A 13,619-nucleotide genomic window follows, 5' to 3' on the forward strand; every position below is an offset into this window, starting at 1 on the left:
ATCACAGACGAGAATCGAAGTTCAGGCTAAATGTAGCCGGTAACAGATGACTCAGACCACAAATATTTTGAGATCTGGGAAATGATCCGTCATGTTCGATGTTCGTTCAGAACCTTTAAGTTTGTGCGATATGTTTGTGTGGGTCACTATTAGGTGTCACACCCATGAAACGTATGTTGATTAATGCAACTCACGCAGAAGAAGTCCGCGTTGCACTTATCACTGGTAATCGTCTTTACGATTTTGATTTAGAAAATCGTACCCGAGAACAGAAAAAATCCAATATCTATAAAGGCCATGTAACCCGCGTAGAACCTTCTTTAGAAGCTGTGTTTGTTGAATATGGCGCAGGCCGTCAAGGCTTCTTGTCTATGCGTGAAATTGCGAACAGCTATTTCCAAGCAGACCCACGACAAACTTCAAACATTCGTGAACTCATCACTGAAGGTACTGAATTACTTGTTCAGGTTGAAAAAGAAGAACGTGGTAACAAAGGCGCTGCCCTTTCTACATTCATTTCACTTGCAGGACGTTATTTGGTTCTTATGCCAAACAACCCGAAAGGCGGTGGCATTAGCCGTCAAATTTCAGGTTCTGTACGTGAAGAATTAAAAGAAATTTTAGCTTCTTTAAATTTACCTCGCGGCATGAGTGTTATTGTGCGTACCGCAGGTATTGGCCGTACTCAAGAAGAATTACAGTTAGATTTACAGCATTTGCTCGACCTTTGGGCACAAATCCAAGGCACAGCAAGTTCTGGCCCGTCTCCAATGCTTGTTCACCAAGAAGCTGGTGTAGTGACTCGTGCTATCCGTGATTACTTACGTGATGACGTTGCAGAAATTTTAATTGATAGCGAACAGGCTTATAACGAAGCTTATAACTTTGTTAAAGCAGTAATGCCTCGTCAATTAGACAAACTCAAAACTTATACTTTAAACGAGCCATTGTTTGCTCATTTTGGTATTGAAAGCCAAATTCAAACTGCTTACGAGCGTGAAGTAAAACTTCCTTCTGGTGGTTCAATCGTAATTGACCAGACTGAAGCTTTAGTTTCAATCGACATTAACTCTGCGAAATCGACTCGTGGACATGACGTTGAAGAAACTGCGCTTAATACAAACCTAGAAGCAGCAGAAGAAATTGCTCGCCAACTTCGTCTTCGTGACATTGGCGGTTTAGTTGTGATCGACTTTATTGACATGACTAAAGAACGCAACCAACGCATGGTTGAAGCAAAACTTCGTGAAGCAACACAAAGCGACCGTGCACGCATCCAGTTTGGCCAATTATCTCGTTTTGGCTTAATGGAAATGAGCCGTCAACGTTTACGTCCATCACTTGAAGAAGCAACTGGATATGTTTGCCCACGCTGTCATGGCACAGGTATGGTCCGTGACTTACGCTCACTTTCGCTTTCAATTATGCGTAAAGTAGAAGAAATTGCACTTCGTGAACGTCATGGTGAAGTACAAGTAGAAGTTCCTGTTGAAATTGCAGCGTTCTTACTCAATGAAAAACGCCATAGCCTTGTTTATTTAGAACAAACTTCTAGTGTTCGTGTGACTATTTTACCTCACCCACACTTAGAAACACCTCATTATGAAATTCAGTACAATCCAGATGGATTTGCACCATCTAGCTACGAACGTACTGAAGCAACTCGTTCAAGCGAGAAAGAGTTAGGTTATGAATCTTCTGAATGGCATTTAGAAGAAGCAGATCATGGCCATACTCATGCAGCTCCTGCTGCAAACAACACAGCCGGTCAAAAGAAAGTAAATCAACCAGCTCAACCTTCTGCTGCTCAACCAAGCACTCAAAAAGCAGCGAGCCCTTGTGCATGGTTAGAGAACCTTTTTGTTCAAAAACAAGCTAAAACTGTTGACCAATCTCGTTCGGCACAAAATGCTGCTGCGACAATTGAACAAATGGTGAATACTGGCGCTGTAAGCCGTGGCCAGTTTGGACAAGTCGTAGTACCAGCAGTTGCTGAAGTTGTTTCTGCACCATCTAACAATGCTTATATTTCGCAATCTCCTGCTAAACAGGAAGTTCGTGAGAATGTTGAAAAAGACGAGAAAGTACAACAACGTCCAAACAACAAAAAACGTAAGCACAAAGAGCAACGTGAACAACATCACCATACTCAAGAGCCACAACAACAGCAGCAACAACCACAACAGGTTCATGAAGAAGTTGTACAGTTATCACGTCAAGAACAACGTGAGTTAAAACGTCAACAAAAACGTCCGCACCCTGATCAGCCACATCCACAACATCAAAATGATGGACAACAAACTGAAAATGCCGTGCCGCGTCGTGACCGTAACAATCAACAACGTCCGAACCGTCCAAATCGTCACCGCGATCCAAGCGTATTAAATGAAAATCAAAATGCGCCGACACCAGTAGTTGTTGATGAGAAACAAATTAAGGTTGATTTGATTGATGCTCCAAAGCATGAAGTCATGAATACAGCCTTAGTGATCAATGTTGATCAGGCACAAAGCGAAATTATCGCTTTAACTCCTGAGCAGCCTGTTAAACGTACTGAAATAGCACCTGTTGTTGAAGTCGTTCAAGAGTCAGCTCCAGCACCTGTTGCTGTTGTAGAAGAGGCTGTAACTGCTGAAGCAGAAGAAACTACTCCTCCTTCAGCACACAACAAGAATCAACCGCAAATTCAACGTGCGAGTAATGATCCTCGTATGCGTCGCCGTGAACAACGCAACGCAAAACGTGCTAAAGCTGCGGTACCGTCTATTGCCCCATCGCAAATTCCAACTTTGGCGCAATACACAATTGGTAGCTTGATTCGTCATGTTTATGGTGAAGACTGCACAGTATTGATTGAACAGTTTGGTTTAGTTCCAACGTTTAATCGTGCATTGCTAAAATTTGCAGAACAGTACGCAAGTACTCTAGTAACAGAAGTCGCGTCTGATGCTGAAGACAAGAAGCCTGTTACTCGTGATGCAGAGCTTCCAAGCAACAAACCATCACAAGAAGCAGAGCCTGCGCCTGTACTTGCATTGACGCCACAAAAAGAGTCGACACCACGTGTTGCTAATGATCCACGTGAACGTCGTCGTTTAGCAAAACTTGCTGCTGAACAAGCTTTTGAGCAAGTTAAACAACAACACTCTGCACCAGAAGAAGCTGCTCCTGTAGCTCCGGTTGTTGAAGAAACTGTTGTTGCTCCTGTTGCTGAAACGCAAGCACCTGTTGAGTCAAAACAACAACCGCTTGAGCTTGATCAGGTGACTGAAGTAGCGCAAAGTGAAACAAACGCAGAAGAAGCACCAGCGACAACGGTGGTTGAAGCTCCGGCTGTGAAACAACCGAGAGCAAAAGCCAAAGCAGCCACTGAACAAGCTGTAGCACCCGTAGAAGCTAATGCAGAGGCTGAATCAGAAGATTCTAAGGCAGATCTGGACAAACCAAATCGTCCTCCTCGTCGTCCTCGTGGTCGTCCACCAAAGAAAGCAAATCCTGTAGCTGAGTAAATCATTTGCTCAATTGCAGCTAATTTAAACAAACCTAGTCATTTCGATGACTAGGTTTTTTTTGTTATTTTTAACCAATTAGGTTGATTGCACTAGAAGAAAAGTTTTAAAAGCATGGTGAACCATGAAAAACACTGTACTTTTGCCAACGCAACCTTTTTTGGATTGATCGAAAAATAAATAGGATTGATATGAGCCAGACAACACAGACCGATATCATTACGCTTGGTGATGTTGCAACAAGACTTCCTAGCTTCATCCCCAAAGTACCCCATATCCTGAATGGTCTTAAACAGGCTTACTTAAGAACAGCAAATACACCAACGGGATTAGGTGTAGCTTTTGAAAAAGCTGTTAAACGAAATCCGCAAGGTATTGCGTTATTATTTGAAGATCAAAGTTACTCATATGAAGCTTTAAACGAATGGGCTAACCAGATTTCTCATTACTATCTCTCTCTCGGTGCACGTAAAGGTGACGTGATTGCAGTAATGGTTGAGAACCGTTCTGAACTTATTGCCACTATTGTAGGCTTAGCTAAAATTGGGGTAACTATTGCGCTTGTTAATACCTCTCAAGTAGGTAAAGTCCTCGCTCATAGTATCAATCTTGTCAAACCAATTGCCGTCATTGCAGGTGAAGAAGTTCGCGCAGTAATTGATGAAATTCGTCAGGACCTAAATGTTCCTAAAGACCGTTTCCATTGGTTTGCAGATCAGGCTACACGTCAAGATGCGGGAACAGCACCTCAAGGTTATGCCAATCTTGCAATAGAAATTGATCAATTTCCAAAATTTAACCCATCGACTACGCAGTCGGTTCATGGAAATGATGGCCTGTTTTATATTTATACCTCGGGAACTACAGGCTTACCAAAGGCTGTTATTTTCAAACACAGTCGCTGGACGCTCGCATATGGCACCTATGGTCACATTTTAAACCTTGGTCCAGATGATGTGATGTATGTAACTTTACCGCTTTACCATGCAACGGGTGTCGTAGTTTGCTGGTGTGGGGTGATTGCTGGAAGTTCTACCCTTGCAATCCGACGTAAATATTCAACCAGTGCGTTCTGGAAAGATGTTCAGAAATTTAATGCATCTGCAATTGGATACGTAGGAGAACTTTGCCGCTACCTAATGGACGCCCCTACTACAGAAATTGACCGTGCCCACCGTGTAACCAAAATGATTGGTAATGGCATGCGTCCAAACATCTGGGATAAGTTCAAACAACGTTTTGGTGTCCAAGAAGTTCTTGAGCTTTATGCATCAAGTGAGGGCAATGTCGGGTTTAGTAATATTTTTAACTTTGACAACACAGTGGGCTTCTCTCCTACGCCATACGCGATTATTGAGTTTGATAAAGAGAAAAACGAACCTGTACGCGATAAAAATGGTTGGTGTAAAAAAGTTAAAGCAGGTGAAATCGGTTTGCTCGTTGGTAAAATTACCAGTCGCTCGCCTTTTGACGGCTATACAGACCCAGAAAAGAATAAATCTGTGATTATGAAAGATGTCTTTAAAAAAGGTGATTCATATTTCAACACAGGTGACCTTGTTCGTAATATTGGTTTCCGTCATGCCCAGTTTGTTGACCGTTTAGGAGATACTTTCCGCTGGAAAGGCGAAAATGTATCTACGACTGAAGTTGAGAACATGGTTTGTGAATACGACAAGATCGCTGAAGCAGTGGTCTATGGTGTAGAAATTCCAAATACCAATGGTCGTGCTGGTATGGCAGCAATCACACTTGCTGATGGGGCCGAGTTAAATGAGTCTGATTTAACAGAAATGGTAACGATATTTAAAAAATGCCTACCGGCTTACGCAGTACCCGTGTTTTTACGTGTGCAAGCTAAAGTTGAAACAACAGGTACTTTTAAATATCAAAAGAATAAATTGAAGGAAGATTCGTTTAATCCAGGCAAAACTTCTGAACGTTTACTCGCGTTATTACCTGGTGCGAACAGTTATTGTGACGTCACAACTGAAATTTTTGACAATATTCAGGCATATAAATACCGTTTTTAGTTCATTTTTTAGCTAAACAAGAGGAAATCGTGCTTTTTATAGGCAATCATGCAAATGTTTTTGATTTACCTCTTGTGTTAGTTGAATAACTTGCTAAAATACGCGACATCAAAACGATACGGGTCGTTAGCTCAGTTGGTAGAGCAGCGGACTTTTAATCCGTTGGTCCCGCGTTCGAGTCGCGGACGACCCACCACTTATCTGTTTTGACCTATTTGGGTCGTTAGCTCAGCTGGTAGAGCAGCGGACTTTTAATCCGTTGGTCCCGCGTTCGAATCGCGGACGACCCACCAAATTCTAAAAAGCCTCTCACTGCGAGAGGCTTTTTTTATTGTTATCGTATTTTAGTTTCATGACTAAAAGATGACGATGCATTTCTTATATAGAACATCTTTAACCCATTCCATAAAAATTTCTAACCGTTTAGGAATATAACTTCGGTTCGGATATAAAATATTAAGTGGCAAAGATTGAGCAGTATATGCACTTAGCACTTCAACCAGAGTTCCTTGCTCAATTTTATCCTGAACATCATAGTAAGGTAGTTGAATAATCCCTAAGCCCGCACAAGCCGCAGTAATATAGGCTTCGGTATTATTTACACTTAAAGCACTGTCCATCATCACTGTTCCATCTTGATATAAAAATACGCCTTGTTTTTCCCCTACCGCTCCTGCGTAGTTAATGAGTTTGTGCTGAGATAGATGTTCTAATTGTTCAGGAATACCATAATGTTCCAGATAATCGGGACTTGCACAGTTCACCATAATCAAGTTGCCAACAAACTTCGCGATCAAACTACTGTTGTCTAGCTGCCCCACCCGAACAACGCAATCAATCCCTTTCTCGATCAAGTCAGTAATGTCATCTGAGCTATTCAGTTGTAAATGGATATCTGGATAGCGGCTATAAAAATTGGGAAGTTCAGGAATAATGACTTGGTGCACGATTCGGCTGGGCATTGAAACTTTTAATGTGCCACGGTAATGCTGCTTTTGCGTCTGTATGAGTTGCTCAAGCTGTTCATAGTCAAATAGTAGATTTTGACATTCGGGCAATATCCTTTGCCCATCTTGCGTAAGACTTACTTTACGGGTGGTGCGATGAAATAGCCGAACACCATAGTGAGTTTCCAACTGTTGAATTGCACTCGTCACTGTCGAGCGAGGTAAATCGAGCTGATTTGCCACTTCACTAAAGCTTTGTCGTTTAGCAACTTCTGCAAAAATAAAAAACTGCTGCAACCGATCCATTTAATTGTTCGTATTTTCTGAATAGTTAAACCAAACTAGCATAATTGATCAAAAATTACCGCCAATCTAGACTAAAAATACATTAGAACAAGTCATCATAGGAACAATCATCATGGCAACTCATACTCTTAAAGATAAAGTTGTACTGATTACAGGCGGTGCAAAAAACTTAGGTGGACTCATTAGCCGTAAATTTGCAGAACAAGGTGCAAAAATCGCAATTCACTACAACAGCGCTGAAACTCAAGCTGATGCAGAGCAAACGCTCGCAGATGTAACAGCTTTAGGTGTAGATGCCGTTTTAATTCAGGCAGACTTAACGCATATTGATAATATCGAAAGACTCTTTATCGACACCAAACAGCATTTTGGTGGAATTGATATTGCGATTAATACGGTTGGAAAGGTTTTGAAAAAATCCTTCTTGGAAACCACAGAACAAGAGTTTGATAGCATGAGCGATATCAACTCCAAAATTGCCTATTTCTTTATTCAGTCGGCTGGTCGGCATTTAAATGACGGCGGAAAAATCTGCTCAATCGTTACTTCGCTTCTTGCAGCCTACACTGGGCTGTACTCAACCTATGAAGGCTTAAAAGCGCCTGTTGAGCATTACACCCGAGCTGCATCAAAAGAATTTGGAGACCGTCACATTTCTGTGACTGCTGTTGCACCTGGACCCATGGATACACCGTTCTTTTATGGTCAGGAATCTGCCGAAGCAGTGGCTTATCATAAATCAGCTTCAGCTTTAGGTGGGCTTACTAAAATTGAAGATATTGAGCCATTAGTTCGCTTTTTGGTGACCGATGGTTGGTGGATTACGGGTCAAACTATTTTTGCAAATGGTGGTTATACCACTCGCTAAAATAAAAAAAGCCGCATCTGACGACGCGGCTTTTAGTTTGTTTAATTATAAAAACTCTTCAAGCACTGAGTTTAAAAAAATATGGCCTTGCTCTGTACAGGCTAAACGGGAAACATCATCTACCAGTAGTTTTCTAGCTCGTAGAGAAGTGAGTACATCATTTAGGCCATCCAAGCTTAAACCTGTACGCTGTTCATATAACTCAGCTTTGACACCATCATTTAAACGCAAAGCATTCATCATAAACTCAAATGGTAGCTCTTCTGCCTCAATCTTTTTCATTTGCAAATGTTCAGCAGGAACCTTAGCTAAATAGTCTTTTGGCAAACGCGTCTTTTGGAAACGGTACACACCATCTGGTCGTGTCACTTTGCCATGTGCACCCGCACCAATCGCAAGATAATCGCCAAATTCCCAATAATTTAAGTTGTGTGTTGAAGGCAGCTCTTTACGCCATGCCGAAACTTCATAATTTATAAAACCATTTGCCTTAAGATATGCTTCACCCTGCTCTTGAATATCTTCAAGCATTTCATCTTGCGGTAGAACGGGTTGGGTACGAAAGAAAACGGTATTAGGTTCAATGGTGAGTTGATACCAACTAATATGTGTTGCGCCACTTTCTACAGCTAACTGTAGATCGTAAAGCGCCTGTTCTAGCGTTTGCTCAGGTAAACCATGCATTAAGTCTACATTCACTCGCTTAAAGCCAGCCTGTTTTGCTTGTTGAATCGCTTCAATTGCATTATTTGCAGAATGAATACGTCCAAGCTTTTGCAAATGATTGGTATCAAAGCTCTGGACTCCAATAGACAAACGGTTAATGCCTGCCTCTAAATATCCTGCAAACGGGTCATGCTCTACCGTTCCTGGATTTGCCTCTAAGGTAATTTCACAGCCATCTTCAAACTTAAGCAATGACTTAAGCTCTGCAAATAACCACACATAACCCTGTGCCGAAATCAGTGAAGGTGTTCCACCACCAATAAACACACTGTGAATCGAACGCCCCTGTGCCATCTCTAGTTGAGTTTCAAAGTCGGCTACCAACGCTTTTAAATAGGTTTGCTCGAGTTCTGAAGAAAGTGCACCGTCGGGTACGGCATGCGAGTTAAAGTCACAATATGGACATTTACGCACACACCAAGGCATGTGGATATACAAAGATAAAGGGATAGAAGCAGGGTTTAATACAGCCAAGGAACAGGTCCAATTTACACAATATTTCTATTTTAACATGACTGCATCAATGGGCTTATGAAAACATACCTTAATTGCTTTAGACTGTTTTTAAACATACTTAAATACTGATAAAAATGATGAAATTTTCTAGCCAATTTTTCCTATTTTTGCCCTTAGCTCTGGGAATCGGTATTGCCATGGCTTTTCAAACCGCCATCAATGCACAATTGAGAGAACAATTACACACCCCTTTACAAGCAGCCCTCTTATCCTTTCTTGTAGGAACTATTGTTTTAGCAATCATGGTTTTCTTTCAAAGTGCTGAAAAGCCAACTTTAAGTGAAATATCAAATATTCCATGGATTCTATGGACCGGAGGATTTCTTGGGGTTTATGCAATTAGCATGAGCATTTATACTGCACCTAAACTTGGTTTTTTAACCTTTTCAGGTTTAGTCATTTTTGGGCAAATAGTTATTTCTATGTTACTTGATCATTTTGGTTGGTTGGGCACAGAAAAGACACCTGTTACATGGCAACGGTTTCTTGGTGGAGTCATCATCTTTGTCGGTGTGGTACTCACTTTGCAGCGTTAGCTTCATTTTTATATTTATAAAGAGTACCTTTTGTGTCGAATGTCACATCTTTTCGGTCTGAATTAAAACAACTCTTCCACTTAATGCTACCGATTTTAATTACCCAGTTTGCTCAAGCAGGCTTTGGACTAATTGATACTATTATGGCTGGGCATTTATCTGCAACCGATTTAGCAGCAATTGCTGTAGGGGTCGGTTTATGGGTTCCAATCATGCTCCTGTTCAGCGGCATTATGATTGCAACTACACCCTTGGTAGCCGAAGCAAAAGGCGCAAGAAATACAGAGCAGATCCCTGTCGTTGTTCGTCAGTCATTGTGGGTTGCCGTCATTTTAGGTGTACTTGCAATGCTGATTTTGCAGCTTATGCCGTTTTTCTTGCATGTGTTCGGTGTACCAGAGAGCTTACGACCTAAAGCAAGTCTATTCTTGCATGCAATTGGTTTGGGTATGCCAGCTGTGACCATGTACGCAGCGCTACGTGGCTATTCAGAAGCATTAGGCCATCCACGCCCTGTCACAGCTATTAGCATGTTAGCTTTAGTTGTATTGATCCCTCTTAACATGATTTTTATGCATGGATTAGGACCAATACCTGCATTAGGTAGCGCGGGCTGTGGTTTTGCAACATCCATTTTACAGTGGCTAATGCTGATTACTTTAGCTGGCTATATTTATAAAGCCTCAGCTTATCGAAACACGTCTATTTTTGGCCGATTTGATAAAATTAATATGGCTTGGGTTAAAAGAATTTTACAGCTTGGTCTACCAATCGGTTTAGCTGTGTTCTTTGAGATTAGTATTTTTAGTACAGGTGCATTGGTACTTAGCCCACTTGGTGAAGTGTTTATTGCTGCACATCAAGTGGCAATTTCCGTTACCTCTGTGCTGTTTATGATTCCGCTTTCACTTGCGATTGCCCTGACCATTCGTGTGGGAACGTATTATGGTGAAAAGAACTGGGCTTCAATGTACCAAGTTCAAAAGATTGGTTTGAGCACAGCAATATTTTTTGCCATATTAACCATGACTTTTATTGCTCTAGGCCGTGAACAAATTATCTCGATTTATACTCAAGACTTAACCGTAGCTCCTGTTGCGATGTATTTACTCTGGTTTGCAATGGCATATCAGTTGATGGATGCGTTACAAGTAAGTGCCGCAGGCTGTTTAAGAGGTATGCAAGATACTCAAGCACCGATGTGGATTACCCTCATGGCATATTGGGTGATTGCTTTTCCTATTGGGCTTTATTTAGCTCGCTATACCCATTGGGGCGTAGCTGGTGTGTGGCTAGGCTTAATTATTGGTTTAAGCATTGCCTGTGTCTTATTACTTTCGCGGTTGTACATCAACACCAAACGCTTAAGCCAAACCTAATAAAAAGAGCCGATAAAATATCGGCTCTTTTTCACTATGCAGATTTTGCTCTAGGGCTTGCTCCAATTTGCCAGACAAAAGGCAAATCAGTACGGTTCACTTCCCAATCTCCAATCACTTTTTCTTTATAGATAAGTGGATTATGTGAAGATACCGTTCGGGCATTTCGCCAGAAACGGTCGAGTTGCTTGACCTGACTACTTGCCGATGCGCCTAAAGCATTAAATAATTGGCTGGTTAAATCCAGTACCAAATTAGAAATCACTACTTGCCCTTGTGCGGACTCAAGCTCGGCATCTACATTAAACTGATGTTCTTTCACCTCTAAATCTTTAAAGTGACTCTCATAAGCTTTTTGTAATGCTTCTGCCGTTTTAATAGTAATTGCTTGGCTTGCGTAGGCTTGAGCAGAGGCTTTACCCACCACTTGTAAAACTTGTGGATCGTGACGAACCAGATCACCATTACCATGACTAAAAATACGTTTTCGCTCACGAATTTCTTGGCTAAAAGTTTCTACAGCTGCCTGCGCAATCCCGGTTAAGGTTGCAAGGTGTACCACCTGATAAAAAGCGGTTTGATATTTAAAACGCTGATCAAATGGAATGAGATGTGAAGCTGGCAAATGAACCTGATGTACTTTTAAGGTGCCACTGCCCGTTGTCTTTTGACCAAAACCATCCCAATCATCAATCACACTTACCCCTGTTTCATGGCGATAAATAGCAGCAATTACATGGCGGTCATTCACTTCATCATAAGCAAATAGGTCTATCCAGTCTGCAAAGATACTTCCAGTTGAATAATACTTTTCACCATTCACCACCAAGTTGCCCGAAGCATCTTTAGTTACTCGTGTAACGACATCACCGATCTGTACATTTCCAACTTCGGTCCATGCATTCCCGACTAAATCACCTTGTACAAAACGCTGAAACCAAACTTCCTGTGAATGCTCTTTATGTGCAACTAAGCGGTCTTCAACAAAAGCGAAGTGTCCACGCAAAGCTTGCACAATATTCGAATCTGCTTGCGCCAATTCTGCTAAAAGCTGGAAAAGTTGAGGTAATGACACCCCATCTCCACCATATTTAACAGGTACACGTACCGCACCTAATTTCAGTTCTTTTAACCACTGAATAGGTTCAAAAGGTAAGATTCGTTCTTTTTCTCGTTGAATTGCGCCTTGTGCAATTTTTTCAAAAACTGGACGAAATCTACTCGCTACCTTTTCATAATCAGCGCCTACAGACAGTTCTTCTAATTCAATTTGGGTAATCGTCATCTTTATTCTCCTAATCTTATTTTTTCTTCAATTTAACTCCATGCATGACGGGGCGGATGTACTCCATTGAGGTAGTAGTTACCGACAATGTGATATTTCCAGCGCACCGGATCATGCAAGGTATGGGTACGTGCATTACGCCAATGGCGATCCAGATTAAGCTCAGATAAAGTGGAACGTGTTCCCGATAATTCAAAAAGCTTATTCGCTGCTAAAATCGCAACTTCTGTGGTTAATACTTTTGCTTCGGCAACCAGTAAGGTGGCTTGGTTTACATGTTCTTCGGAAGTGTCGGCAATTGCTTGATCAATCGCATCGCCTGCCAAATCCAATACGGCTTCTGCTGCACGCAGTTTTATTTTTAAATCACCAATGTTCGCAATCGTATAAGGATCATCACTGGCTTTTTCTAGACCAGAATCAACCCATGCGCGGCTATGATTTTTGACATAGTGAATAGTTTCTTCAATTGCACCACGTGCAATACCTGCATCGACAGCAGCTTGAATAAACTGTGAAATTGCTCCCGCTGGTGTTGGTCGCTCGAAAGCCTGATAAATCGGAACTAAGTATTCTTCACGTACTGGAACCTGATTAAGTTCAACAGTGCCACTGGCCGTAGTTCTTTGCCCAAAACCAGACCAGTCATTAATAATATTCACCCCTGACGTTTCCCGAGGAACTAGTGCTGCATAAGGCTGGCCTTGTTCATTCACCGCGACAATCGGAATCCAATGTGCTAGTAAGGCACCAGTTGCAAAGAATTTCTTGCCATTAATTTCATAACCATGCTCAGTCTTTCGTAATGTTGTAGTGAGGTCAGCAACCGTTTTACTATGTTTTTCCGAAAAGGCATTTCCAAAACGAATCCCTCTCAACACTAAATTAAAGAAGAACTGTTGTTGTTCTGGGCCTGCATCAAGACGTAAATGTTCAATAAAAGCCAAATGATTTTGAGGAAGCTGCGCAAGAGAAGGGTCAACACTGGCAATGGTTTTTATGACCTCAGCCAAAGTTCGATATTTGACTTGTGCACCACCAAACTGCTTAGGAACTGTAATGGCCCATAAGCCACTTTGTGAGAACTGTTGAATTTCATTTAAGGGTAAACGGCGCTCTCTGTCTCGCTCGGATGCCTCTTGTGCAAACTCTTGGGCAAGTTGTTTTGCAATCTGGATTGCCTCTTCATCGGAGCGAATAATATGTGCATCTTTCGACTGCTCAAATACAGATAAAGGAACCGCTTGAGATCGTCCATGGGCCGAATTTAAACTTGTCATCGCTTTTGTTATCTCTATATTTATTTAACCTGTCATTCACATTAGCACTAAAAAAATAGAGACTTTATAGATATTAAAGCTTTGTTTATGAAATGGATTTTCACAAGCTTTTCATATTTTTTACTATAAAAATAACATTTTGTTTTTCGAAAATTTTCTTACATGAGATAAACAATTTCGTATAGGCTTTTTAAGCTTTGTCACCTATGATCAAAACTAGGTAATATTATGTTG

The 13,619-nt window shown here is 41.4% G+C and carries 9 protein-coding genes and 2 tRNA genes; 7 read left to right on the top strand and 4 right to left on the bottom strand.

The features are described from left to right. The first annotated feature begins 164 nt into the window (after positions 1-164). The 4 genes from ACB088_RS14190 (at position 165) to ACB088_RS14205 (ending at position 5,835) form a co-directional block, all read left to right on the top strand. Positions 165-3,509: an Rne/Rng family ribonuclease gene (locus ACB088_RS14190; protein ID WP_375037268.1), complete on the top strand. Its 3,345-nt coding sequence runs from the start codon at positions 165-167 to the stop codon at positions 3,507-3,509. A gap of 191 nt (positions 3,510-3,700) precedes the next feature. Further along, positions 3,701-5,542 (top strand): long-chain-acyl-CoA synthetase, encoded by a 1,842-nt coding sequence (locus ACB088_RS14195; protein WP_198079076.1) that lies wholly within the window; start codon positions 3,701-3,703, stop codon positions 5,540-5,542. Positions 5,543-5,662: 120 nt separating this feature from the next. Further along, positions 5,663-5,738, top strand: a tRNA-Lys gene (locus ACB088_RS14200). A 21-nt stretch (positions 5,739-5,759) separates the two neighbouring features. Then, positions 5,760-5,835, top strand: a tRNA-Lys gene (locus ACB088_RS14205). 63 nt (positions 5,836-5,898) lie between these two features. On the opposite strand, the gene ACB088_RS14210 is transcribed toward ACB088_RS14205, so the two are convergent. Further along, positions 5,899-6,795 (bottom strand): LysR family transcriptional regulator, encoded by an 897-nt coding sequence (locus ACB088_RS14210; RefSeq protein WP_375037269.1) that lies wholly within the window; start codon positions 6,793-6,795, stop codon positions 5,899-5,901. Positions 6,796-6,907: 112 nt separating this feature from the next. Here ACB088_RS14210 and ACB088_RS14215 point away from each other — a divergent pair, with 112 nt between their 5' ends. Further along, on the top strand, positions 6,908-7,663 hold the full coding sequence (locus tag ACB088_RS14215; RefSeq protein ID WP_375037270.1) for an SDR family oxidoreductase: 756 nt from the start codon (positions 6,908-6,910) through the stop codon (positions 7,661-7,663). 45 nt (positions 7,664-7,708) lie between these two features. Here the strand turns inward: ACB088_RS14215 and hemW are convergent, their stop codons facing one another. Further along, entirely contained in the window at positions 7,709-8,863 is a 1,155-nt protein-coding gene (hemW, locus tag ACB088_RS14220) for a radical SAM family heme chaperone HemW (RefSeq protein ID WP_231762010.1), read from the bottom strand. Positions 8,864-8,979: 116 nt separating this feature from the next. Here hemW and ACB088_RS14225 point away from each other — a divergent pair, with 116 nt between their 5' ends. Then, positions 8,980-9,441: a DMT family transporter gene (locus ACB088_RS14225; RefSeq protein WP_005045006.1), complete on the top strand. Its 462-nt coding sequence runs from the start codon at positions 8,980-8,982 to the stop codon at positions 9,439-9,441. Positions 9,442-9,473: 32 nt separating this feature from the next. Further along, on the top strand, positions 9,474-10,820 hold the full coding sequence (abeM, locus tag ACB088_RS14230; RefSeq protein WP_375037271.1) for a multidrug efflux MATE transporter AbeM: 1,347 nt from the start codon (positions 9,474-9,476) through the stop codon (positions 10,818-10,820). A gap of 34 nt (positions 10,821-10,854) precedes the next feature. On the opposite strand, the gene ACB088_RS14235 is transcribed toward abeM, so the two are convergent. Together ACB088_RS14235 and ACB088_RS14240 are read right to left on the bottom strand one after the other, a co-directional pair. Continuing rightward, the gene (locus ACB088_RS14235) at positions 10,855-12,105 is read right to left on the bottom strand and encodes an acyl-CoA dehydrogenase family protein (RefSeq protein WP_307011965.1); all 1,251 of its coding nucleotides are present in this window, start codon (positions 12,103-12,105) and stop codon (positions 10,855-10,857) included. Positions 12,106-12,137: 32 nt separating this feature from the next. Further along, positions 12,138-13,385 carry an SfnB family sulfur acquisition oxidoreductase gene (locus ACB088_RS14240; protein WP_045434839.1) on the bottom strand — a complete coding sequence of 416 codons (1,248 nt, stop codon included), beginning with the start codon at positions 13,383-13,385 and terminating at the stop codon, positions 12,138-12,140. Positions 13,386-13,619 lie beyond the last annotated feature (234 nt).

Origin of the sequence: Acinetobacter sp. RW6, from assembly GCF_041956835.1 — a bacterium.
Lineage (GTDB): Bacteria > Pseudomonadota > Gammaproteobacteria > Pseudomonadales > Moraxellaceae > Acinetobacter > Acinetobacter calcoaceticus.

What these genes read in the sequence shown, in the direction of transcription:
- ACB088_RS14195 (WP_198079076.1), top strand. Translation starts at nt 3,701, where the DNA reads ATGAGCCAGACAACACAGACCGATATCATTACGCTTGGTGATGTTGCA.
- ACB088_RS14240 (WP_045434839.1), bottom strand. Translation starts at nt 13,385, where the DNA reads ATGACAAGTTTAAATTCGGCCCATGGACGATCTCAAGCGGTTCCTTTA.
- ACB088_RS14215 (WP_375037270.1), top strand. Translation starts at nt 6,908, where the DNA reads ATGGCAACTCATACTCTTAAAGATAAAGTTGTACTGATTACAGGCGGT.
- ACB088_RS14190 (WP_375037268.1), top strand. Translation starts at nt 165, where the DNA reads ATGAAACGTATGTTGATTAATGCAACTCACGCAGAAGAAGTCCGCGTT.
- ACB088_RS14235 (WP_307011965.1), bottom strand. Translation starts at nt 12,105, where the DNA reads ATGACGATTACCCAAATTGAATTAGAAGAACTGTCTGTAGGCGCTGAT.
- ACB088_RS14225 (WP_005045006.1), top strand. Translation starts at nt 8,980, where the DNA reads ATGATGAAATTTTCTAGCCAATTTTTCCTATTTTTGCCCTTAGCTCTG.
- ACB088_RS14210 (WP_375037269.1), bottom strand. Translation starts at nt 6,795, where the DNA reads ATGGATCGGTTGCAGCAGTTTTTTATTTTTGCAGAAGTTGCTAAACGA.